Here is a 24,355-nt window from a genome sequence, read left to right as displayed (position 1 = left end):
CATTTTCTTCTTCAAGCTCTTTTAATCGTTTAACATCATTGGCTTCCATGCCACCGTACTTTGATTTCCAGTTATAATAAGTCGCACTACTGATCCCATTTTGCCGACAAATATCATCGACTTTCATACCTGAATCAGTGAGTTTTAAAATATTGACGATTTGAGTCTCAGTAAAACGTACTTTTTTCATCACGACCTCTGCAACTTTTAGGGCAGAAAATCTAATTATAGCGGTCTCATTTTAGGGAAGTGGACAATTAACACCGCGGAGGCAATATTTACAATCGTAGGGAAGGGAGAATGATGATAGCTAAAACGCCTATCGGTAGTTTTGTTATTTGTCTTTTTTATTAAATGTAACACCATGCCAATAAACAGGCCAATGGCTTTTTTTCCCTAGGTTATTCATAATAAAGGCAATCATAACTAATAGCACGCTCCCGCTGAGTATTGGATTAAGCAAATAATCCCAATTCACTAAACTTTGTTGCCCTGTCAGCATAATAACTAAAGGATTTGCCCCAGCTGGTGGATGAGTCACTCTGAAATATTGCATTAAAGATAACGCAATGCCTACACCTAAGGCGACAGAAACTAAGTTGTTACCAAATAAATAAAGCATTACTAGCCCAATGAATCCTGATAGAACATGGCCTCCGATCACATTCCTTGGCTGCGCAAAAGGCGCTTTAGAGGCAGCGTACAGGATGACACAACTTGCTCCAAAAGGTGCCATTAGCCATTCACTGTTGGAAATTTGGGTAAGATAGCCTAATAAAAGTATGCTAATGCTACCCCCAATAAAGCCTTTGATAATTTGTAACGAATGTTCTTTGGGAGGAAGGGATCCTCCTCCTTTTAAATATTTCATGTTACACTCCAGTGTGAACAGATCTGTACTAACTAATAATATGGTACAGATCTGTTCCATTTGCAAAGGGAAAGGTGAAATAAATGAGTGTCAAAGAACATATTATTGATATTTCAGAAAATTTATTTAATCGATATGGTTATGGTGCTGTAGGTGTTGACCAGATTAGAGATGAGGCTTGCATATCAAAGACATCGCTATATCGGTCTTTTGGTTCAAAAAACGGATTAATAAAAGCGATTCTGCAACAGCGGCACCTCAATTTTATTGAGTCACTTAGCGCATATATTCTGGAAAGAGAAACCCAAGAAAATAGAATAAAGGCTCTTCTAGATTGGCATTTTGCGTGGTTTAAATCTGATGATTTTAATGGATGTATGTTTATGCATGCATTATCGGAATTTAAATACAGTGATGATGAAATAATAGCAATCGCAATTGAGCATAAAACAGAAATTAAGCAGATTATTTTATCTAATATTTCTAAGGATGATCCTGAGCGTCTTGCCAAGTCGGAAAAGATATTCACGCTATTGGAAGGCATGATCGTTCGCGCGGAGTTTCAACAAACTATTGACTCAAAATGGTATGAAGAAATTGTTCAAACAATCATGAATAATCAATAAGTTATTTATGCTAAGTATGCGTATAAACTGAAAAATAGCAGTCTACACCATTAGGCTTTAAGTCATATGGGAATTTACTTCGATCAGCAACCCGAATCACAGTACTCCTTTCTGCTCATCGGGATAGCTTCATTTGTTACTTACATGAATCTCTATTTATTTTGGGGCATATGCAGAGCTTGAATATTATACTAATGAGCACCTCCGCTACTTTTTGATCCTGGGCTAAATGGGGGTTTTGCAAACCAAATAATGACTATCAATAGGATAAACACGCCACCCGATAACCAGAAAATTTCATTGGCAGAGATGATTAATCCTTGATCGGTAATACTTTTTGCAAGGTAAGCTGCACTTTGAATATCATTCATACCCATTCGAGCCAATTCACTGTACATGTGTTGTGAGTTGACGTTAAAAGGATTCACAAATTCGCTTAAATTGTCATGATGCATGGCTTCTCTTTGTGTCCACATTGTCGTGGTGATTGATGTACCAATCGCCCCAGCTAATGTTCGCGTAAAATTCGATAGACTTGACGCGGATGCCATTCTCTCTGGAGGTAAGCCAGACAATGTAATGGTAGTGAGAGGCATAAAGAAGCAGGCAATTGCCAAGCCTTGAACAAACTGAGGCCAAGCAGCAGCAGCGAAGCTCATACCAGGCTCGAAAGTATAGGCACGCCAGTAATAACAAGCAGCATAAACTATAAAGCTAAAGGTGACCAGATAGCGCATATCAATGCGATTACCAAATCGGCCAATAATCGGTGTGATCAATAATGGCAGTAACCCTACTGGGGCTGAGGCGAGTCCTGCCCAAGTTGCGGTGTAGCCATAAACTGTTTGTAGTAATTGGGGTATTAGAACAATGGTACCGAAATAGAGCATGTAAGCTAGGCTTAATGCAAGGCAGCCAATGGTGAAATTGCGTTCTTTAAATAGTGAAAGATCAACCACGGGGTGGTCATCAGTCAGCTCCCAAACAATCAAGAAAACAATAGCTACGACAGCAACTACAGTCAAGACGATGATCTCTGTCGAATTAAACCAATCCAGCTCTTTACCTTGGTCAAGCATGATCTGCAATGCCCCGATACCCACGACAAGCAGCACTAACCCAACAGTATCAATTGGATTAATTGATATCTTAGTTTCTCTGCCTTTAAGTGTGCGCATAATGGCAAAAATAATGGCGATACTGAGTGGTACGTTGATAAAGAATATCCACCCCCAATGGTAGTTATCACTAATATAACCACCAAGAATTGGCCCACAAATGGGGGCAACCACGATAGTCATCGACCATAGCGCCAAAGCCATATTCCGTTTTAGCGGCGGATAGTTATTCAATAATAAGCTTTGAGATAACGGGATCAGTGGCCCGGCAACCAGACCTTGTAAAACTCGAAAGAGGATCAGCATTTCCAAGCTGCCTGAAATACCGCATAACCATGATGTTAGTGCAAATAAACCGGTAGACCATAAAAATAACTTAACTTCACCAATTCGGCGGGCAAGCCACCCTGTGACAGGGATGGATATTGCATTGGCAACACCAAATGAAGTAATTACCCATATGCCTTGGGTGTTGGACGCTCCCAAGTTACCGGATATGGTTGGTATGGCAACGTTTGCGATTGTCGAGTCCAAAACTTGCATAAATGTCGCGAGTGAAAGGGCGATCGTCATCCATGCAAGTTTAGAGCCTGTTAATGGAGCATTTGTCACAGTTACGCCTCGGTTTATTTGTTGCCTGAGTTATTATTAATGATATCAGTAACTATTTTGTCCGCAGGTGTTAAATCAATCGCAAGTGCAGATGTGTGATAAGCGGGAGCATCACGTAAACCCTTTGAGAGTACTTTACCGTCTTTATTCGACGTATCGACTACGACTTCAGTGGATAAGCCAATACGTAAAGGATGCTCTTCAAGCTGATGAGTATTAAGCGCAATGCGGACAGGCAAACGCTGGACAACCTTAATCCAATTACCTGTGGCATTTTGTGCTGGGAGTAGTGAAAATGCGCTGCCTGTACCCATATCGAAACCGACAACAGTACCATCAAAAATAAGGTCTTTACCGTAGAAATCTGTTGTTACTTTTGTTGGTTGTCCAATGCGCATATCCACTAGCTGAGTTTCTTTAAAGTTTGCATCTACCCACATTCCTTCAGAAGGAACAATTGCCATCAGAGGCGTTGCTGTAGTGATTTGAGAGCCTACTTGCACACTACGACGTGAGACGTAGCCATCAACAGGACTAACAATTTTTGTTCTTTGCAAGGCTAACCATGTATTTCTGACCTCTGTCGCAGCTTCTTCAACGGCCGGTTGTTTATCGAGAGGAGTATCGAGAATGATGGCATTATTTGCATTTAATTGTTCTATGGCAACAGCAAGAGATGCTTTGGCGCTAACAACAGCTTCTCTTGCATGTTGAAGCTCTTCTTTACCAATAAGGTTACTACTTCCAAGAACTTCACGGCGTTTTAAGTCATTTTGTAAGCTGATTAATTCAGAGCGTTTCATATCAATATTTGCTTGATATTGACGGCTATTAACAATCTGCTGGTGGGACTGGCGAACGCTATTTGCCAAAGCTGTTTTTGCTTTATCTAACGCCAATTGAGCATCTTTGGGATCGAGTTCAACAAGAACGGTACCACTTTTCACAAAGTCAGTATTATCAACATTGACTGTCATGACACTGCCTGAGATTTGAGATTGAATTTGAACTTGGTTACCCGCTACATAGGCATTATCAGTAGATTCATAATGGCGTAAAACGAAAAACCAGTAAATTGCCCAACCAATGCCAATAGCAATAAAAAGGAATGTGAGAAACATCAATATATTTCTACGTTGTCTTTTTTTATCAGGTTGTGGTTTAGGTGTAGATTGCATTTCCTCATGGGAACTCATACTGGTGTTTCTCCGCTCATTTGCGCTTGGATCACGAATGTTTCCAGTAGTTAAAGTTAACCACTGGAAACAGAGACGATAATTAATATTTTTGCTCGATGAATATCGTAAGCATAAGTAGAAAGGATAACGAAATCGTGCAGACAGAAAAGTCTTTTTTCGTTTTTTAGCTTATAGATGGCTCAAATACATTATCCACAACATTATAATGGTCAATTATTTATTTACTACAATCTTTAATAGAATCAAGCTTTATTAATAATTTACGCATTAATTTATTCAATTGCTGTTGCTCGTCGGCGTCTAATACTGACCAAATATCTATCAAGGCATCATGTTGAGGTGGAAGTAACCCACTTAAAAATTCAGAGCCTTTTTCTGTGATATGGAGATGCAAACAACGGCGATCATTGTGGCTTTCTTTGCGTTCAATCCAACCATTCTTTTCAAGCTCATCGGCAATACGTGTTGCATTTGTACGTGAAGAACCCAGCGCAGCACTTAATTCTGAAGGTTGAATACTACGAGAATCTTTTGTATCTAAGATCATTAGCGCCATGAAAAGTGTTTCATTAATTCCTTGCGCTTTTAGCATATTGTTACGAGATTCAAGTAACTTGCCATGAACATGCATACACAGGCGTGTTAAGAGAATCTCCTGATAAGGGATAGGATTGTTATGCGAATCTTGTTGCGCGACACGAGCATTTAGCAGCTCTTCTGTCGGGGTAAATGAACTTTCCATTATTTGGATACCTTATTAGTTTCAGTTGGTAAGATTACAACTGTCATCAACCATCTAAATGGCATATCAAAAGCTAAAATTAGCAATTGTAGTTAATTGATGCTAACAAATTTATTTTGATAACGACATATAATTCATAAATTTTATGAATGTAATTTACTCGACTCAGTATAGCGGAATTATATTTTTCTGCCTTTTTAATTACTTTATGCTTGAAATATCATCATATTATTTTGTTTTTAATACTGACAATAACAAAGTAAATAAAATAAAATCATGTAATTATAGCCATTGACCACTCTTGTTATCATTGCATGGGAATATTTATAAATTTTTAATCTAAAAATAAGTGCAGGTAAATTTAAGTCAAACTATGATTTATCATGTACTACAGTAATAATTACTGATGTAAATTATATTATAATTTTTGCTTAAGGTATATTTTTTATTTAACTATGCCATGTGATGACTTTTGCTAGAGTAATTATTACATTATAAAATCATTAGTAAAAACTTGTGATTATTATATCCGTCATCTTTCTCACGGTAGCGTTACCGCATCGTTATCTTACAATGCGCAGAATGCCTACAGATTATTTTCTCACTAACGTAGCTGTTTATTCATCAGATGGGGATATCGATGGATCAAATCGAATACCTATTATCCAGACTATTAGGCTGATAACACACAATATGCCTCCAGAGATAGCAACACCTTCCCAACCAGCCTTTTCAAAGGCATAACCAGATAATAAAGACCCTAAAGCACCGCCAATAAAATAACTTGTCATATAGCCAGCAGTGAGGCGGTTACGAGCCTCAGGAAGGATACGATATAGAGTGCTTTGGTTGGTAACGTGGACAGCTTGGACAGCAATATCGAGGATTAATACACCAATAATAAATGCAATAAGTGAATCCTTTGCGAAACCAATTGGTATCCATGACATCAGCAGTAAAATCAATCCTAGCGTTGTGATTCTCTTACCTTTACCTTTATCAACTAAGTTGCCAGCTTGGGAAGCCATGAGTGCTCCGGCTGCACCGACTAACCCAAAAAGGCCAATGGTTCCTTCTGAATAATTAAAGGGAGGATTGGCGAGTAAAAAAGCCATTGCTGTCCAAAGTAAGGCAAAGTTAGCGAAAGTTAGCGCACCGAGTAATGCACGAATAGTGAAGACGGGGGTTGTATAAAATAAGCGACCAATCGAAAAAAGCAGCTGAAAATAGTTAAGGTTAGCTTTTTGATGATACCTTGGTAGCTTACGCGCCATTACAATAATGAGTAAGATCAGTATTCCAAAAGCCACCCAATAGATAGCACGCCATCCACCAATCATTGCGACTGCACCAGAAACCGTTCTGGCAAGTAGGATCCCAAGCAGCAGGCCACTCATGATAATGCCGACAGATTTACCTCGTTGACTTGGTTTAGCAAGTGATGCAGCCATCGGAATAAGTACTTGAGCGACCACTGAAAATAGTCCCGTTAGCGCGGTTCCAAGGAGAATTTGCCAAACATGGCTAGAGAGTGCAGTGATAAGCAAACCAACCGCTGATAATGATGTCATGACTAAAATAAGGCGCTTACGCTCAAATAGATCACCAAGTGGAACTAAGAATAGCAATCCTGCTGCATAACTTAATTGAGCGGAAGTGACAATAAAGCCAGCCATATTCGTCGTTAAATTGAATTGAGTTGCGATTGTATCAAGAAGGGGTTGAGCATAATAATTGCTAGCAACAATGAGTCCTGTTGCGACGGCCATTAAGATGACTAAACCTGTGGTGAGTTCTGTTTGAGGAGCTTTGTTCATTAATCATTCGCCAATAATAAGTATGGTGACTACTATATACTCTTCATATTTAAAATTGCATAGTAGATGTTGCCAATATGTATGATTAGAATGACCAATTATCTGTATTATTTACGTCTATTTTTTTTTTATCAAATTAGCATGTAATATCTCGCCTAATTGAGTGGGGAGTCGTCAAATGGGCGAAATTCTATTGTTGAGAGGCAATATCTAGTCACTAAGCTGAATATTCAATAAAAAAATTAATAATTAACATCAATGCTAAGATCTATTGTTCAAGAATGATTTATCACAATCAAATTGGTCATATACATCAAGTGAATAAATTATATGATTAATTAATTTTGTTATTCATTGAATAATTGAAATTATAATGATGTTATAATTATTTAATGGTGTTGCTCATTGTGTAAGAACTATGAATAAAGAATAACTCATTGAATTAATAGAGTTAATCTGACATTTTTTATAGTTAAAATAGCCATTTCTTGTTATGAAACGTGACATGTCACACTGTTCATGTATTTATAAAATTACGTTTTTATCATCATAATTCTAATACAAATAAGGATGATCTAAGTTAAAATTCAATTTGTTTCCTCTAGAATAAATTGACCTTTGCTATCTATTTTTACTGTACTAATTGATTGAAATAATAGCAATATAATGATGTGACATATTTTGACGGTTAAAAAATATTGCCGGAAATTCAAAATGCGAATAAAAAATAATCTTCGAGTTGATTAAAAGTAAATTTTCACTGTATTGCTAGGCTCTGACTTAATCGACTAAGTAGTTAACCATGTGCCTTACTTCTTTTTACCTCACTCAAGGACATTTTAATGCGAATAAAAATAGACCTTCAAAGATCAACAGCCCCTAAGAATGGAGAATATTAGCTTAAACAAAAAAAGCCACCTTACTTAAGGTGGCAATTGATTATAAAAAATAGAAAAATATTATTTATCGGCAGCTTTACGTGCTTGCTCAACCCAGCCATCGAAGGTTGATTGGTGAGCTTTAATCCAGGCATCAGTATGGCGACGAATATCAGCTTGTGAAGCTTCACCATTATGCATTCTCAAATTTTGCGCATTAATATCTGAAATAGGTAATTTCATGATTTCAAATAATTTTGCTGCTGCTGGATTATCTGCAGCCCATTTTTTATTGGCGGCAATGTGCATGGTATTTGGCGGGAAACCATAATTTTTACCATTAGGTAACTTAGTATCAGTTTTTTCACCGTTTGGCATTGAAGAGAAGGGGACTTCTAACCAAACAACATCTCGGCCGGGTTTTAATACATCACTGATCCAATAAGGTGTCCATGTGTAATAGAGAATTGGCTTACCTTCTTTGTATCGTGTCATGGTATCCGCCATCATTGCGGCATAGTTACCTTGATTATGGTCAACGGTTTTTTCTAATTCATAAGCTTTTAAATGGTTATTGATAGCCGCTTCGCAACCCCAACCTGGATTACAACCGGTTAAATCAGCTTTACCGTTACCATTAGCATCGAATAACTTGGCAATTTTAGGGTCTTTTAACTGCTCAATATTGGTTATATTATATTTTTCCGCAGTTTTCTTATCGATCAAGTAACCTTGTGCTGCATTGACAACATAGTTACCTTGGCGATAAAACGCTTTATCTCCTCCAGCGGCATCATATTGTGCATTATGTAGCGGTACCCAGCTAGTTGCTAAGTAAGTCGCATCTCCATTGGCAATAGAAGCATAGGCAACGTTATAGTCGACCTCTTGAATTGGAGCAACTTCATAGCCAAGTTTTTCTAACGCTTTTGCAACTAACAACGTTTGGAAAGTTTCCTCGCTGATAGTGCTTTGAACTGGGCTGACCTTTATTCCTTTGCCGGGGAGATCTTCGGCATTAGCGAATGGAACGGCAAGAAGGGTGGTCAGTGCTGTTGCCAAGATTATAGGCTTTTTCATTGTTGATACCTCTGTTTGTCGTTTTCCCGTCATACTTCGAATTGTCTCGTTGTTGGCTGCACTCAGCTACCCGAGTCACATACTTATGTATGCTCCCCGTGATAGCTTCATTTGCCGCCTAGATACAATTCGAATTATTTAGGGTATCTGTCCCGCCATACTTCGAATTGTCTCGTTGTTGGCTGCACTCAGCTACCCGAATCACATACTTATGTATGCTCCCCGTGATAGCTTCATTTGCCGCCTAGATACAATTCGAATTATTTAGGGTATCTGTCCCGCCATACTTCGAATTGTCTCGTTGTTGGCTGCACTCAGCTACCCGAGTCACATACTTATGTATGCTTCCCGTGATAGCTTCATTTGCCGCCTAGATGCAATTCGAATTATTTAGGGTATCTGTCCCGCCATACTTAGAATTATTTAGGGGGATTAATCTGTTTTTTTACTAAATGGGCGAGTGATAAGCCCAATAGGACCTTTGTGATACCAGCGACCAAGCGTTTTACCACGACTATTTTTACCCAGAGATTGAGTTAAACGGTCAAGTACAATCGCAAGTATTACTATTCCAACACCACCAACGGATGCGAGGCCCATATCAAGACGGCCAATACCTCGTAATACCATTTGGCCTAAACCACCAACCGCAATCATTGATGCGATAACAACCATGGAAAGTGCGAGCATTAAGGTTTGGTTAACCCCAGCCATGATCGTTGGCATTGCTAAAGGTAGTTGTACTTTAAACAATAATTGACGAGGGCTTGCCCCAAATGATTCTGCGGCTTCGATCAAATCAGCTGGAACTTGTTTGATCCCTAAAATGGTCAAACGAATAATCGGAGGTAAGGCGAATATAATTGTTACCACAACTCCAGGTACGTTACCGATACCAAATAGCATCACTATTGGTACTAAATAAACAAAAGCAGGTGTTGTTTGCATGGCATCTAGTAATGGCCGAATAATGCTGGCGGCTTTGTCACTACGCGCAAGCCATATACCAAGAGGTAGCCCGATAATGAGACAAAAGAGCAAGGAAGTGAGCACTAATGAAAGTGTAACCATTGCTTCAGACCAAGCACCGATAGCACCAATTGCAATCATTGAGACAAAAGTTGCGATACCCATAACTCGACCAGCAAGTTGCCATGCGATTAAAGCAAATAAAACAATCGCGACAAGTGATGGCATTGAGGTTAAAAATTGTTCAAACCCACTAAGGATAAAGTCAATTGGGACTCGGATCCCCTGAAAAACAGGACGAAAATGCAATACTATCCAGTCAATCGCATGAGCAACCCAAGAATCGAGCGGTATAAGAGTATGCTGGAACGGATCCATAATATTAAAGTGTTCAGGCACAATGCTGTCCGTTGGTGCCGCATCTAGCCAATCACTTCCACCTGTATCTGTTGTACTTCCTGTATCAGGAGTACTTCCCCAAGGGTCACTCTCGGTTGAATGACTACTTTCAGAGCTCATTCCCCACGGGTCATCGTCAACTGATGTGCTAGTTGTATTATTTTGTTGAGGAGTTTCTGTAACCGAGGCATCTGCCCACGGATCTTGAGTATCTGTCTTATGTTCGGTCGCGTTATTGCTCATTTGGAGTCTCCTTATCCAGTGCTTGTAGCAGCATTCCTTTTGATATCACGCCAAGATAGCGGCTATTTTCATTGATAACAGGAACGGCACAAGGAGCTTGTGCAATTGTCGAAATCACTTCATTGAGAGGTGTCTCACCTTGGATTGGCTCCAAACTGGAAATAACTGCAGCTTCAATGCCTTGTTTTTCATGTAAGGCTTTTTCAAGTGATTCAACAGAAACTACGCCCGCAAAAGTGTGGCCGCGAGAAATCAAATAACCATAATTTCGGTCTTCATCATTAAGCACCTTAAGTGCTGAACGAGGACCAAAGCCAGGGGCGATATGGAGTAGAGCATCAGGTCTTCTGCGCGCAATATCTTTGGCATTAAAAACTTGGCTAATATCAACGCCACGAAAGAAGGTCTTAACATAATCATTAGCGGGATTATTAAGAATTTCATCGGGTGTGCCCGTTTGTACCACAATTCCACCTTGCATAATCGCAATTCGATCGCCAATACGCATAGCTTCATCCAGATCATGAGAAATGAAGATAATCGTACGTTGCTTATCACCTTGTAGTGACAATAATTCATCTTGCATTTCGGTACGGATAAGTGGGTCAAGGGCAGAGAATGCTTCATCCATTAACAATATATCGGGATCATTTGCGAGTGCTCGGGCAAGACCAATGCGTTGTCGCATTCCGCCGGATAATTCATCTGGGTAAGATTGAGCCCATTTATCGAGATTGACCTGACGTAGGGCATCCATGGCTTTTTGATGGCGTTCTTCTTTAGACATTCCCGATAATTCCATACCAAAAGCGGTATTATCGATCACGTTCATATGAGGCATCAGTGCAAAGGATTGAAATACCATACTAATTTTTGTTCTTCTGATTTGCCGTAACGCTTTATCAGAGATATTAGAGATATCTTCCCCATCAATAAGGACCTGACCGCTCGTAGGATCAATTAGCCGATTGAGAAGGCGCACCAAGGTTGATTTTCCTGAACCCGAAAGTCCCATAACAACAAAGATTTCGCCTTCTTCAATGGCTAAATTGGCATCTTGAACCCCAACGGTTAGACCTGTTTTTTCAAAAATATCATCTTTATTCATTCCTGATTCTAAAAGTTTAAAAGCTTGATCAGGATGTTCCCCAAATATTTTATATAAATTTTTAACTTCTAATTTTATTGCCATACAGTAATTACCCATCTTTCAATTAATTAAATTGGTTGCTGCAGTTATCGAATTAACTCAATGCGTTACATATTATCGCTAGGAATTCGAATGCTAGCTTTTAACTATTTGTTGAACATGCTCAGGGTAGATATTCCTATTATTTTAAAAACTGATTTAATAATTATGATTTAAATTTAATAGCTCCATTTTAGTTATTAGTAAAATTCGCAAGTACTATAACCTAGCATAATAAATGAGACTGACAACCCTCGGTTAAGGACATTTAATCAAAAAAATAGCTTAATTACCTTATGATTATTGAGAAGATAGTGATTTTTACGAGTTTCATTATGATAATTAATTAAAGTTATTATTAGGTATTAACTTTATGTTGTTACTAAATTTATTATAAATATTTAGGTTAATTGAACATGGAATATGATAGTGGAAAAGTACTTATTATAGACGTTAGGGAAAATTCAAAATGAATACAAAATTAATTTTGAAATAAACCTAAATACATAAATTTATCTTTATGATTTTGTTTTTTAACAATGAGTGTCAACAATGAATTGCCTGATTAGGCTATTAAAATTGAATTATTTAACAATAAAACATGTAAATTCCGAGCTTATTAGTGCAATAAACAAACAATAAAAAATCCCGAAAAATAAATGCAATATTATTCAGCGGGATAGGTGTTTTTTGATGATTAGTTAGGTAAATTGATTAATTAAAAGTTCCAATCGTCATCTTCAGTACTGACTGCTTTACCTATTACATATGAAGAACCTGAGCCAGAAAAGAAATCATGATTTTCATTAGCATCTGGTGATAATGCTGATAATATAGCAGGACTAACATCTGTCACAACATCTGGAAATAATGCCTCATAACCTAAGTTCATTAAGGCTTTATTGGCATTATAATGAAGAAACTTTTTGACATCTTCACTCCAACCAACAGTGTCATATAATTCTTGCGTATATTTAACTTCATTTTCATATAAATCGAAAAGCAACGAAAATGTAAAATCTTTAATTTCGCCTTGTGTTTTTTCATCATATTTCAATAATGACTTTTGGAATTTGTAACCAATATAATATCCATGTATTGCTTCATCACGAATAATTAATCGGATCAAATCGGCAGTATTCGTTAACTTACCACGACTAGACCAATACATAGGCAAGTAAAAGCCAGAATAAAAAAGAAATGATTCTAAAAACACACTCGCAACTTTCTTTTTAAGTGGGTGAGAATCACAATAATAAGACAAAATAATATTGGCTTTATTTTGTAAAGCTTTGTTCTCTTCACTCCAACGGTAGGCATCATCTACATCTGCTGTAGAGCAGAGTGTTGAAAATATAGAGCTATAGGAGCGTGCGTGCACTGCTTCCATAAAACTAATATTCGATAATACCGCTTCTTCATGAGGGGTAAGTGCGTCAGGCATCAAGCATGGTGCACCAATCGTGTTTTGAATGGTATCAAGCAGGGTCAGCCCCGTGAAGACGCGAATGGTTAATTGCTGCTCAGCTGCTGTTAGCGTATTCCATGATGGGGTATCATTCGATAAAGGAATTTTTTCAGGCAACCAAAAATTTGAGGTCAAACGATTCCAAACCTCAAGATCTTTATCATCTTCGATACGGTTCCAGTTAATCGCTTTAACTAGCTGTGGTGAAGTGTGAGTGGTCATACAGATTTTCCTTTTAAAGCGTACATGAAACACAGCCTTCGACTTCGGTACCTTCTAGTGCGGTTTGGCGTAATCGGATGTAATACAATGTTTTTATACCTTTACGCCATGCATAAATTTGAGCCCGATTGATATCACGTGTCGTTGCATCGTCTTTAAAAAACAGAGTTAATGATAGCCCTTGATCAACGTGCTGTGTGGCTGCCGCATAGGTATCGATGATTTTCTCTGGCCCGATTTGGTAAGCATCTTGGTAATATTCCAGATTATCATTGTTCATAAATGGCGCTGGGTAGTAAACACGACCAATTTTGCCTTCTTTGCGGATCTCAATTCGAGCAACAATAGGATGAATGCTGGAGGTAGAATTATTAATATAAGATATCGACCCCGTTGGTGGAATAGCTTGCAGGTTTTGATTATAAATACCGTGCTCCATCACTGAGTGTTTTAGTGATTGCCAATCTGCTTGTGTTGGAATTTCGATACCCGAACGTCGGAATAATTCCTGAACGCTTTGTGTCTTTGGTAGCCAAGTTTGGTCTATATATTTATCAAAATAGCGCCCATTGGCATAATCTGAATCCTCAAAACCTTTAAATGTCACATTACGCTCAATAGCGATTTGATTCGATGTTTTTAGAGCATGAAAGGCCACAGTATAAAAATAGATATTGGTAAAATCTAACGCCTCTTCTGAACCATAATGAATATGTTCTCGAGCAAGATAGCCATGAAGATTCATTTGCCCTAGGCCAATCGCATGGGATTGATGATTACCCTGTTCAATTGATGGTACAGAATGAATGTGGCTCATATCGGAAACGGCAGTTAAGGTTCTCACTGCAATTTCAATAGATTGAGCGAAATTAGGCGAATCCATGGTTTTCGCAATATTCATTGAACCTAAATTACAGCTAATATCTTTACCGACTTCTCGATAATTTAAATCATCTTCATAAAGACTTGGGCTATTAACTTGCAAAATTTCTGAGCATAAATTGCTCATATTGATACGACCAGCAATTGGATTTGCGCGATTAGCAGTATCTTCGAATAGAATATAGGGATAGCCCGACTCAAATTGAATTTCAGCTAATGTTTGAAAAAACTCACGTGCATTAATTTTGTATTTTTTGATGGCTTTGTTGTTAACCATCTCATGATATTTTTCTGTGACACTAATTTCTGACATTGGAACACCATACTCGCGTTCAATATCATAAGGTGAGAACAGATACATATCCTGATTCTCTTTGGCCAGCTGAAAAGTGATATCGGGGATTACAACACCAAGTGATAAGGTTTTGATGCGAATTTTTTCATCTGCATTTTCGCGTTTAGTATCGAGAAAACGCATAATATCAGGGTGATGAGCATGTAAATAAACCGCGCCAGCACCTTGTCTTGCGCCGAGTTGGTTTGCGTAGGAAAAGGCATCTTCTAACATTTTCATGACAGGAACCACACCCGAAGATTGATTCTCAATAAACTTGATTGGCGCACCTTGCTCTCGCAAATTTGTCATTAAAAATGCAACACCACCACCTCGTTTGGATAATTGTAGTGCTGAGTTAACTGAGCGGCCGATTGATTCCATGTTGTCTTCAATGCGCAGTAAGAAACAGGAAACCAGTTCCCCACGCTGTTTCTTTCCACAGTTTAAAAAAGTCGGCGTTGCAGGTTGAAAACGTCCGCTAATAATTTCATCAACCAAGCGACAAGCAAGAGATTGGTTACCTTGTGCAAGTGCAAGTGCAACCATACAAACACGGTCTTCATAACGCTCAAGATAACGTTTGCCATCAAAGGTTTTAAGTGTATAGCTAGTGTAATACTTGAATGCACCTAAAAAAGTTTGAAAACGAAATTTATGGGCATAGGCTTGCTTAAACAGGTTTTTGATAAAGGAGAAATCATATTGTTCGAGTACTTGGGGTTCGTAATAGTTTTCGTTGACTAAAAAGTCTAACTTTTCTTTCAGGTCATGAAAGAAAACAGTGTTTTGGTTAACATGTTGACGAAAATAGTGATGAGCAGCTTCTTTGTCTTTTTCAAATTGAATACCACCTTCACTGTTATATAAATTCAACATGGCATTAAGCGCATGATAATCAACAGTGGTTTTGTTTTTCATGTTTTCCATTGGAATAACTCTAATTATGTTTTTTTTGCCAGAACGTATTTAACCCATCACGAACACGTTGGACATCTCGTTCTGTACCCAGTAGTTCAAAACGATACAAATAGGGGACTTGGCATTTACTAGCAATAATATCTCCTGCGATGGCATAAGCCTCACCGAAGTTGGTATTACCTGCCGCGATGACACCACGAATAAGTAACCGATTTGATTCGATATTAAGAAAACGGATCACTTCCTTTGGTACAGCTCCAAGCGTTCCGCCTCCACCATAGGTTGGAAGCAATAGAACGAAAGGTGCTGTCGCAATAATATTGCTTTGTTCATCACCGATTGGTAAGCGCGTCGCGGGAAGCCCTACTTTTTCGACGAAGCGATGGCAATTGCCAGAACGACTCGAAAAATAAATCAGTGATTCCGTTTGCATAACCCTCTCCTAAACTGAAAGGCGACTTATCATATCAGGACGAAAACCAGACCAATGTTCTTGATCTGCAACAACAACAGGAACTTGCTGATAACCTAATTCACGGACAAATTTTAGAGCCTCATGATCTTGTGTTAAGTCGATTACTTGATATGGAATACTTTTGCGTTCTAAGGCTTGGTAGGTGGCATTACATTGAACGCAGTCTGGTTTACTGTAAATGGTGATAACGGCCATATTGGATACCTTTGAGTATTCTGAATACTATCAGTAGTGTGATAACTTGCTATCAAATACTATATGTAGATCTTAAATTTTTCAACCATACAATATCTAGTGGAATTGAAATATTGAATGATAACTATTCTAATTATTATCTAGGTTGTTATTTATGTTGAAGAATTAAATTTTGAGAAAAAGAAGAATTCAATTTGTGGGTCTAAGAAAAATTATTATTGCAATGTGGAAATAATACAGTCTATAACTGTATATACGATCAGATAATTGGACTCTACTTGAGGGGATATTATGTATCATCAATATTTAGCGGCACCGGAAAAATTTCCTAAACCGTGGGTACAGATTTCAGCTGATGATGACGGGGTAACCAGTATCTACTTTGTTGAGCAGCGGAGTCAGCCAGAGCATAAAAACGAACATTCGGAGTTGTGTGCTAAAGAATTAGACGAATATTTTAATCTTAAACGAAAAACGTTTACTGTTAAGTTAAATCCGCAAGGCACTGAATTCCAAAAAAAGGTATGGTCACACTTATGTAGCATTCCTTTCGGTGAACGCTGGAGCTATAAAGACCTTGCGCTGAAATTAGGGTCAGTGAATTACTGTCGTGCGGTTGGAATGGCAAATTCACGGAATCCAATCTCTTTAATTGTTCCCTGTCATCGCGTTTTGGGTCATGATGGTAAACTTGTCGGTTATACAGGCGGATTAGACATTAAAGATTGGCTATTGGCACATGAAAGATAAAATTCCAAATAGTTAATAAATACTGGTGTTATAGTTTGGATTGATAGTTTTTTAAACGAATAATTTATGACTGATAAAAATTTATCCAAATAATTAATGATTTTTTGTATTTTTTTTCAATTTTGTGATCTAGGTTATAGACAAGCCACTTATATATCTGATGTACTGAACACGACACTGATGGTGTGTCTATTTTATATTTTAAAGGTAATATTGATGTCTAAAGTTAAAGGTAGCGTTAAGTGGTTCAACGAATCTAAAGGTTTCGGTTTTATCACTCCAGAAGATGGTAGCAAAGATGTATTCGTTCACTTTTCAGCTATTACAAGCGATGGTTTTAAAACCTTAGCTGAAGGCCAGAGAGTCGAATTCGAAATTACTGATGGCGCTAAAGGCCCATCAGCTGTGAACGTTGTCTCTCTGTAATTTATACAAATAGAAACGAACAGCTTCTAAACTCGCTCCAGTGTACTGGAGCGAGTTTTATTTTATAGGTAATACTTTGGTAGTAGATGGCAGAAAGAATGCAGCTAGAGTGATTTAAATGAGTAGGATTTGTATCATAGGATATGAATAAAAGATCGTATATGCATAGCTACAAAAAAGCCCCGTTAAACGAGGCTTAAGAATAATTTAGTTGAGTGAGCTATTTAACTTCTTCGCCTTTTGCTTGAAGATCTGCATGATAAGAAGAACGAACAAACGGCCCACAAGCTGCATGAGTAAAGCCCATCGCAAGTGCTTCTTCTTTCATCTCATCAAACTCTACAGGGCTCACATAGCGCTTAACAGGAAGATGATGACGGCTTGGTTGTAGATATTGCCCAAGAGTCAGCATTGTTACACCATGGCGGCGTAAATCACGCATAACTTCAACAATCTCTGCGTTAGTTTCACCTAACCCGACCATCAAACCAGATTTTGTTGGAATATCTGGATGAGCCTCTTTAAACCTTTCGAGTAATTTCAATGACCACTCATAGTTAGCACCCGGACGAACCTGACGGTAAACTCGGGGAACGTTTTCAAGGTTATGATTGAAAACATCTGGAGGCGTTGCTGTTAGAATATCTAATGCACGATCCATTCTGCCCCTAAAATCAGGAACAAGAGTTTCAATTTTTATGGTTGGGCTTTTTTCGCGGATAGCACTAATACAATCAGCAAAGTGCTGGGCACCACCATCACGTAAGTCATCACGATCAACTGAAGTGATGACAACATAGCGCAGTGCCATATCTTTAATAGTCTGAGCAAGTTTGAGTGGCTCATTAGCATCTGGCGCATTTGGGCGACCATGAGCAACATCACAGAAAGGACAGCGACGAGTACAAATCGCACCAAGGATCATAAAGGTTGCGGTACCATGGTTGAAACATTCAGATAAGTTAGGACAAGATGCTTCTTCACAAACAGAATGAAGGCCATTTTTACGCATCGCCGCTTTGATCCCTTGGATCCGAGTAGAATCAGCGGGTAATCTAATTTTCATCCAGTCGGGTTTGCGGAGTATTTCTTCACGTTCAGTGACGACATTTTTGACAGGGATCAGGGCCATTTTATCGGCGTCACGGTATTTAATTCCGCGTTCTATCTGAATTGGTTTACTCATAATTATGCCGGTTCCAGTTATCTTTTGAGTCGATGGATAAGTCGATTACTGTGAATAATAAGTGTGGGAGCCGTTACTTATCCATTAAAATTTTTTTTAAAAATGTTAAAAAATTATAGCATTATTATTGAACAATATGAAATCCCAGTGTGTCACAGAACTGTTTAATTAGCACGGGTTGAACATCGGCTAAGGTAATTTGTGGGATGGAATCACACATTTGTGTCATTTTTAACTGCGCGTAGCCGCAAGGATTGATACGATTAAAAGGCTCTAAATCCATATTGATATTCAGTGCTAGTCCATGAAAAGAGCAGCCTTTCCGGATTCGTAATCCTAACGAGCAAATTTTATCACCATTTACATAAACACCAGGTGCATCAGGGCGAGGGTAAGCTTCAATTTGATAGTATGCGAGTGTTTTTACCACCGTATTTTCAAGCGCAGTAACTAAATCGCGAACACCAATTTTATTGCGTTTTAGGTCTAGCATCACATACATCACTTGCTGGCCTGGGCCGTGGTAAGTGACCTGACCACCGCGATCACTTTGAATTACGGGTATATCACCGGGGGCAAGGACATGCTCTGCCTTGCCTGCTTGCCCTTGAGTAAACACGCGGGGGTGTTCTACTAGCCATAGCTCATCAGGAGTATTTTGAACTCGATTTTCAGTGAACTGGTGCATTGCATCAGAAGTTACTTGATAAGGTGCAAGCCCTAATTGACGTATAATAATGGTTCGTGCTGACAATGTTTTAACATCCACATTAAAAATGTGCGAGTAGTATAACGCCGCAATGGGGATATCGCTAGTTTTACGCAATAGCAAGTTAAATGATGAGTTATCCAAATAATGGTTTGATAACTTATTTAAACTAACGAGAGTGATTACTGTAGTTAAGCGACTAGAAACAAAATCGTTTTCCAATCGCTTTTTTAATCAAAGTAAATAAAAAAATTGTTATCTTAATCCTGCTCTCATACCACCATGGCTATAGCCATGGTTTGCTTTCTCAAATGCCCTATTTGACGCCTCTATTTGTGCTTTTCTAGCTGCCTCTGCTTCTTTGTGCTTTGGCGAAGCAATTTTATAATCATGACGGTCCGATTTTTCTTGCGAGTTAATATTTGAGCTGGATTGCTTCAAAGATGTTTGAATCCCCTTGAGTTGATTTTCAAGTGAATTCAAGGCTTTCATTTTGGATGGATTATGTTTGTAAGACGAAGTGTCTAGCTTGCTTTTGAAACTGTCAATTTCTTTTAGAAGTACTTTAACCTTTGCATCTGATTTCTTTACCTTTTCTATTTTTTTTCCCAGAGGTTCAAAAACTGAACTATTTTTTAAATTACTGCGAGAGCACTGGTTACTTATGTTTTTATTTACATTATGAACTGATGTGCATTTTTTTTAGATTTTTAATATCGCTATTATGGACTGTTTTTTCATTTGTCGTTATAGCGGAAACATTTGCTTGTTGTAAGCTCGATGGTGATGAACCTGATATTAGCATTTATATATCCTAATTATTTTTTTGTAAATGGGGAGAAATTATAATAATAATAATTGGCAGGAAACAACAAATGAGTAATTTTGAAAATATTACTTTTTTATGAATAAGATTGAATTAACAAGAACAGGATCTAAAATAATAAACAATTGTCCTATTGATTTTATGTGTATTTTTATCTTACATCTGTTTAGTTTATTTTATATAAAAGACGTGTAGAAAAATGACTACTTATATAAGTAATATCACGAATTCCAAAGAAATCATAAATTATGATTTTTAATCATAATGAATTTGTTTTTTTCGTATTAAATGTAAAAACTGTACCTTAATCAGTTGTCATTTAACCTTTAGGGTACAGTTCATTTTGGTCTAGAGTAGAGTAGGATAATAGAATTTATAATGCAATAATTCTATTTTTTGTAATGACTAAAGAACCATTTTAACTCGTTCTAATGCACCCAATTCTTCATATAAAGTTTCAACTTGTTCGATATGAGTTGCGTTAATGGTAATTGAGACCGAGTGATAATTACCTTTACTGCTTGGTTTCACATCTGGAGAATAGTCGCCCGGCGCATGGCGCTGAACTACTTCAACAACTTGATCTAGCAGCTCAGGTTCTGCTACGCCCATCACTTTGTAAGTGAATGAGCATGGAAACTCAAGCAGTTCATTTAATTTCGTTTTCATGGGCGCTCCTAATTGCATAAATAGTGACTTATGGGCTTTCATCTGCTCACCCATAAGTTTTTGATATATATTATATGGGGATTGTGTATATCGGTTTCAAGGGTTAACTAAACCAGCGATGAAATAGTAATTTGATATAGTCAATCAAACGACTGAAAATGCCACCTTCCTCGACATTTTTCAATACCACTAATGGGCGCTGCTCGATGGTTTTACCATCGAGTTGGAAGTTGATTATGCCGACTTGCTGACCTTTAGCTAGTGGTGCTTGAAGCTCTTTGTTAGCAATATCATAGCTGGCTTTGAGATCTTGAAGACGTCCGCGAGGTATCGTTAGGAACAAGTCTTCTGTTACACCGAGCTTAACGTTATTTTCATCACCGAACCAAACGGGTTCCGATGCGAACTCAACACCAGCTTGTAATGGTTTCACTGTTTCATAAAAACGGAAGCCATAGGTGAGTAATTTTTTACTTTCAGCGTCACGGCCTTTCATGCTCTTTCCGCCCATAACAACAGAAATTAGGCGCATGTCACCATCTTTTGCTGAAGCGACTAAGTTATAGCCAGCCGCATTAGTATGGCCTGTTTTAATACCATCAACTGCAAGGCTTTTATCCCACAGTAATCCATTGCGGTTAGTTTGACGAATATTATTAAATGTAAACTCTTTTTCTTTGTAGATAGCGTATTCTTCAGGAACATCTCTGACTAACGCTTGACCAATTAGAGCCATGTCACGTGCTGAGCTATATTGACCATCAGCGTCTAAACCGTGAACTGTTTTAAATTGTGTATTTTGTAATCCGAGTTTGCTGACGTAGCCATTCATCAGCTGCACGAAATTATTTTGATCACCAGCAACATAGTCAGCCATAGCAACACAAGCATCATTGCCTGATTGCAAATTAATACCGCGTGTTAATTGAGAAACACTCACACGGTCACCCGGTTTTAGGAACATCAGGGATGAACCTTTAAATATAGGGTTACCTGTAGCCCATGCATCTTCGTTAACAGTCACCATATCTTCAGGGCCAATTTTTCCTGACTTGATAGCTTGGCCAATAACATAGCTCGTCATCATTTTTGTCAAGCTTGCAGGATCACGACGTTGATCGGCATTTTTCTCGGCGAGTACTTTACCTGAATTATAGTCAATCAGAATAAATGCTTCTGCATCAATATCTGGCGCTGCTGGAATAGGGCTATTTGGGAATGATTCATTTGCATGTGCAATATTGGTAATCGTCAAAAGTAGAGCAGTACCCAATATGGTATGACGCACAATGCGTGATGGGACAAAATTTTTCATGTTTGTATTGTTACATCCGGAATTCGGTTAAAACAAGAAGGCGCAGTGTAGCAAAAGTGCAAAGGTTGATAAAAGATGCACTCGCACGCTGCGCCAATATTATTACAATAGTTTACTGCTTACTTTAGGGAGCGACTACCATGGATGATTGATTTAATTCAGACTGAATACGACCTTGTAAATCAACTGCCTGTTGTCTGTTACTAAATGGCCCTAATTGAACTCGGTAAATATTGTTGTATGGCTGTAAGCGACCGGGCACTCCAAGCTTGTTTTTGAGGTTATCGAGCATCACTTTCGCATTATTTTGATTACCAATAGCCCCAACTTGCACTAAATAGCCTTTTTCAGGAACAGCTGTAGAGGCTGGTGGTGCAGCTTCAGTAACCTCTTGTGCAGGCGCTTTCAAACTACTTTCTGGCACAATTGGTTCCATCGGTGCACTAGGTTGTTTTACCGGCAATATATTTTCTGGTACAGGAAGGTTCTCCATTACAGGAGTTCCCATCGGACCTGAACCTAGCTGAGGACGACCAGGAAGTGCATAGCTTTGTTTGATGAAATTAGAGCCGACTGTGCCCGGACCAGATAGAGAACCATCTGGTGCAACTTGAATCGCATCTATTTTGATACGAGTGGTTGGCATCAGGTTAAGCCGGTCCGCAGCTGCACGTGAAAGGGCGATACTTTTACCTTGTGTAAAAGGGCCTCTGTCATTCACACGGACGACCATCATTTTACCATTCATCATGTTAGTAATTCGAACATAGCTTGGAATAGGTAAGGTAGGGTGTGATGCTGTTAATTCAGCGGGGTTAATGCGCTCACCAATCGCGGTCATATTTCCTGCAGATTCAGTACCATAAATAGAGGCATAGCCGACCTGTGAAAATTGTGACGTGTCACGGACAATTTGGTATTGCTGCCCGTTGCGTTGGTAGTCGCTGTTTGCTGTTGGGTGATGAGGCTCATAATGAGGTTCAGCTCCGAGCACATCTTGAGCAGGTACAGCGGGTACATTAGTAGGTTGCTGCTTGATGTTCTCTTCAGTGACACAGCCACTTAATAAAGTGGCAGTAATGCCAAGCATAATCCATTGAAAACGCATACTAAACCTCTTTTATAAACTCTTTGAAAGAAATTTTCGGTGTGTATGAATAGACATGATAATACCGAATCCGGCCATTAAAACAATCAGTGCCGAACCACCATAACTGACGAGAGGAAGTGGTACACCAACTACGGGCAATATACCACTGACCATACCGATATTAACGAATATATACACAAAAAGAATGAGCATTAAGCCACCAACCATCACTCGACCAAAGGTGTTTTGGGCATTGGCTGCAATATAAAGGCCTCTAATAATCAGTAGCAAATATAACGCTAGTAAGACTAAGACGCCGATTAAACCGAGTTCCTCTGACAAAACTGCAAAAATAAAGTCAGTGTGCCTTTCTGGTAAAAATTCTAATTGCGATTGAGTACCGTGCAGCCAACCTTTGCCCATTAACCCACCAGAACCAATAGCAATTTTAGATTGGATGATGTGATATCCTTTACCTAATGGATCACTTTCTGGGTCAAGGAGCATCATTACGCGAGCTCTTTGATAGCCATGCATTAAGAAAAACCACAATAGTGGAATAAAAGCAGCGAGGGCGACCGCTGCAATTGTAATTAACCGCCAACTCATTCCAGCTAAAAAGAGAACAAATAGCCCCGAGGCAGCAACTAATATTGATGTGCCTAGATCGGGTTGTGCTGCAACCAGTAATGTTGGCAGAAAAATCAGAAGTAACGCAATCATGGTATTTTTTAGCGAGGGAGGGCAGACATCACGGTTCATAAACCTGGCGACCATTAATGGTACGGCAATTTTAGCAATTTCAGAAGGTTGAAAGCGAATAATGCCAAGATCGAGCCAACGCTGTGCACCTTTACTTATTTGCCCGAAAGCATCAACAAAGATCAGTAAAATGACACAAAAAATGTATAAATGAGGTGCTAAATTTTCATAAAGACGTGGTGGGACTTGAGCCATCACGAGCATGACAATAAAGCCAGTCGCAATTTGCCCCATTTTTCTTTCCATCATTTCGACATCTTGCCCACTAGCACTCCACATGATTAATGCACTGTATGCAAGCAAAGCAATAATGATCAATAGCATAGGCACATCAATGTGCAGACGTGTTGAGAGTGGTAATTTTTTCTTATCGTCTGTCATA

At 38.6% G+C, this 24,355-nt stretch carries 23 protein-coding genes; 3 read left to right on the top strand and 20 right to left on the bottom strand.

Annotation, left to right across the window (positions count from 1 at the left end):
- Together OOA_RS10650 and OOA_RS10645 are read right to left on the bottom strand one after the other, a co-directional pair.
- A partial coding sequence (locus OOA_RS10650; RefSeq protein WP_008910447.1) for an IS3 family transposase occupies positions 1-190 on the bottom strand: 190 nt, incomplete at its 3' end.
- A 144-nt stretch (positions 191-334) separates the two neighbouring features.
- Positions 335-871, bottom strand: coding sequence for an HPP family protein (locus tag OOA_RS10645; RefSeq protein ID WP_008912158.1), 537 nt, complete (start codon positions 869-871; stop codon positions 335-337).
- 83 nt (positions 872-954) lie between these two features.
- Between OOA_RS10645 and OOA_RS10640 the strand changes: the two genes are divergently transcribed.
- Complete coding sequence (locus OOA_RS10640; protein WP_008912157.1) at positions 955-1,497, top strand: TetR/AcrR family transcriptional regulator; 543 nt, start codon at positions 955-957, stop codon at positions 1,495-1,497.
- A 191-nt stretch (positions 1,498-1,688) separates the two neighbouring features.
- Here OOA_RS10640 and emrB read toward each other — a convergent pair whose 3' ends face one another.
- The 11 genes from emrB to nrdH form a co-directional block, all read right to left on the bottom strand.
- Positions 1,689-3,227, bottom strand: a complete 1,539-nt coding sequence (gene emrB, locus OOA_RS10635) for a multidrug efflux MFS transporter permease subunit EmrB (protein ID WP_008912156.1) — start codon at positions 3,225-3,227, stop codon at positions 1,689-1,691.
- A gap of 14 nt (positions 3,228-3,241) precedes the next feature.
- On the bottom strand, positions 3,242-4,423 hold the full coding sequence (gene emrA, locus OOA_RS10630) for a multidrug efflux MFS transporter periplasmic adaptor subunit EmrA (protein WP_008912155.1): 1,182 nt from the start codon (positions 4,421-4,423) through the stop codon (positions 3,242-3,244).
- Positions 4,424-4,643: 220 nt separating this feature from the next.
- Positions 4,644-5,168 carry a transcriptional repressor MprA gene (gene mprA, locus OOA_RS10625; protein ID WP_008912154.1) on the bottom strand — a complete coding sequence of 175 codons (525 nt, stop codon included), beginning with the start codon at positions 5,166-5,168 and terminating at the stop codon, positions 4,644-4,646.
- A gap of 617 nt (positions 5,169-5,785) precedes the next feature.
- On the bottom strand, positions 5,786-6,985 hold the full coding sequence (locus tag OOA_RS10620; protein ID WP_008912153.1) for an MFS transporter: 1,200 nt from the start codon (positions 6,983-6,985) through the stop codon (positions 5,786-5,788).
- 959 nt (positions 6,986-7,944) lie between these two features.
- Positions 7,945-8,943: a glycine betaine/L-proline ABC transporter substrate-binding protein ProX gene (proX, locus tag OOA_RS10615; RefSeq protein WP_008912152.1), complete on the bottom strand. Its 999-nt coding sequence runs from the start codon at positions 8,941-8,943 to the stop codon at positions 7,945-7,947.
- A gap of 432 nt (positions 8,944-9,375) precedes the next feature.
- Positions 9,376-10,554: a glycine betaine/L-proline ABC transporter permease ProW gene (gene proW / locus OOA_RS10610; RefSeq protein ID WP_008912151.1), complete on the bottom strand. Its 1,179-nt coding sequence runs from the start codon at positions 10,552-10,554 to the stop codon at positions 9,376-9,378.
- On the bottom strand, positions 10,544-11,746 hold the full coding sequence (gene proV / locus OOA_RS10605) for a glycine betaine/L-proline ABC transporter ATP-binding protein ProV (protein ID WP_008912150.1): 1,203 nt from the start codon (positions 11,744-11,746) through the stop codon (positions 10,544-10,546). Before proV ends, proW begins: the two co-directional genes overlap by 11 nt.
- 715 nt (positions 11,747-12,461) lie before the next feature.
- On the bottom strand, positions 12,462-13,433 hold the full coding sequence (gene nrdF / locus OOA_RS10600; RefSeq protein ID WP_008912149.1) for a class 1b ribonucleoside-diphosphate reductase subunit beta: 972 nt from the start codon (positions 13,431-13,433) through the stop codon (positions 12,462-12,464).
- Between the two features lie 13 nt (positions 13,434-13,446).
- Positions 13,447-15,579 (bottom strand): class 1b ribonucleoside-diphosphate reductase subunit alpha, encoded by a 2,133-nt coding sequence (gene nrdE / locus OOA_RS10595; protein WP_071524221.1) that lies wholly within the window; start codon positions 15,577-15,579, stop codon positions 13,447-13,449.
- A 10-nt stretch (positions 15,580-15,589) separates the two neighbouring features.
- Positions 15,590-16,003: a class Ib ribonucleoside-diphosphate reductase assembly flavoprotein NrdI gene (nrdI, locus tag OOA_RS10590; protein ID WP_008912147.1), complete on the bottom strand. Its 414-nt coding sequence runs from the start codon at positions 16,001-16,003 to the stop codon at positions 15,590-15,592.
- A 9-nt stretch (positions 16,004-16,012) separates the two neighbouring features.
- Positions 16,013-16,240 (bottom strand): glutaredoxin-like protein NrdH, encoded by a 228-nt coding sequence (nrdH, locus tag OOA_RS10585; RefSeq protein ID WP_008912146.1) that lies wholly within the window; start codon positions 16,238-16,240, stop codon positions 16,013-16,015.
- A gap of 291 nt (positions 16,241-16,531) precedes the next feature.
- On the opposite strand from nrdH, the gene OOA_RS10580 reads away from it, so the two are divergent.
- Positions 16,532-16,990 (top strand): methylated-DNA--[protein]-cysteine S-methyltransferase, encoded by a 459-nt coding sequence (locus OOA_RS10580; RefSeq protein WP_008912145.1) that lies wholly within the window; start codon positions 16,532-16,534, stop codon positions 16,988-16,990.
- Positions 16,991-17,206: 216 nt separating this feature from the next.
- Positions 17,207-17,416, top strand: coding sequence for a transcription antiterminator/RNA stability regulator CspE (gene cspE / locus OOA_RS10575; RefSeq protein ID WP_008912144.1), 210 nt, complete (start codon positions 17,207-17,209; stop codon positions 17,414-17,416).
- Between the two features lie 220 nt (positions 17,417-17,636).
- Here cspE and lipA read toward each other — a convergent pair whose 3' ends face one another.
- The 7 genes from lipA to mrdB all read right to left on the bottom strand — a co-directional run bounded on the left by lipA (position 17,637) and on the right by mrdB (position 24,354).
- A complete protein-coding gene (gene lipA, locus OOA_RS10570; protein WP_008912143.1) occupies positions 17,637-18,602 on the bottom strand; it encodes a lipoyl synthase in 966 nt (321 codons plus the stop codon).
- A gap of 124 nt (positions 18,603-18,726) precedes the next feature.
- Positions 18,727-19,356: a lipoyl(octanoyl) transferase LipB gene (lipB, locus tag OOA_RS10565; RefSeq protein WP_236611184.1), complete on the bottom strand. Its 630-nt coding sequence runs from the start codon at positions 19,354-19,356 to the stop codon at positions 18,727-18,729.
- A 210-nt stretch (positions 19,357-19,566) separates the two neighbouring features.
- The gene (locus tag OOA_RS10560; RefSeq protein ID WP_008912141.1) at positions 19,567-19,803 is read right to left on the bottom strand and encodes a hypothetical protein; all 237 of its coding nucleotides are present in this window, start codon (positions 19,801-19,803) and stop codon (positions 19,567-19,569) included.
- A 739-nt stretch (positions 19,804-20,542) separates the two neighbouring features.
- Entirely contained in the window at positions 20,543-20,806 is a 264-nt protein-coding gene (ybeD, locus tag OOA_RS10555) for a DUF493 family protein YbeD (protein WP_008912140.1), read from the bottom strand.
- A gap of 103 nt (positions 20,807-20,909) precedes the next feature.
- On the bottom strand, positions 20,910-22,121 hold the full coding sequence (dacA, locus tag OOA_RS10550; protein WP_008912139.1) for a D-alanyl-D-alanine carboxypeptidase DacA: 1,212 nt from the start codon (positions 22,119-22,121) through the stop codon (positions 20,910-20,912).
- Between the two features lie 124 nt (positions 22,122-22,245).
- Positions 22,246-23,229 (bottom strand): endolytic peptidoglycan transglycosylase RlpA, encoded by a 984-nt coding sequence (gene rlpA, locus OOA_RS10545; protein WP_008912138.1) that lies wholly within the window; start codon positions 23,227-23,229, stop codon positions 22,246-22,248.
- A 12-nt stretch (positions 23,230-23,241) separates the two neighbouring features.
- Positions 23,242-24,354, bottom strand: coding sequence for a peptidoglycan glycosyltransferase MrdB (mrdB, locus tag OOA_RS10540; RefSeq protein WP_008912137.1), 1,113 nt, complete (start codon positions 24,352-24,354; stop codon positions 23,242-23,244).
- Position 24,355 lies beyond the last annotated feature (1 nt).

Origin of the sequence: Providencia burhodogranariea DSM 19968, from assembly GCF_000314855.2 — a bacterium.
Classification (GTDB): Bacteria; Pseudomonadota; Gammaproteobacteria; order Enterobacterales; family Enterobacteriaceae; genus Providencia; species Providencia burhodogranariea.
The sequence above is the reverse complement of the archived record's forward strand: the minus strand, read 5'-3'. Positions and strand labels throughout refer to the sequence as shown.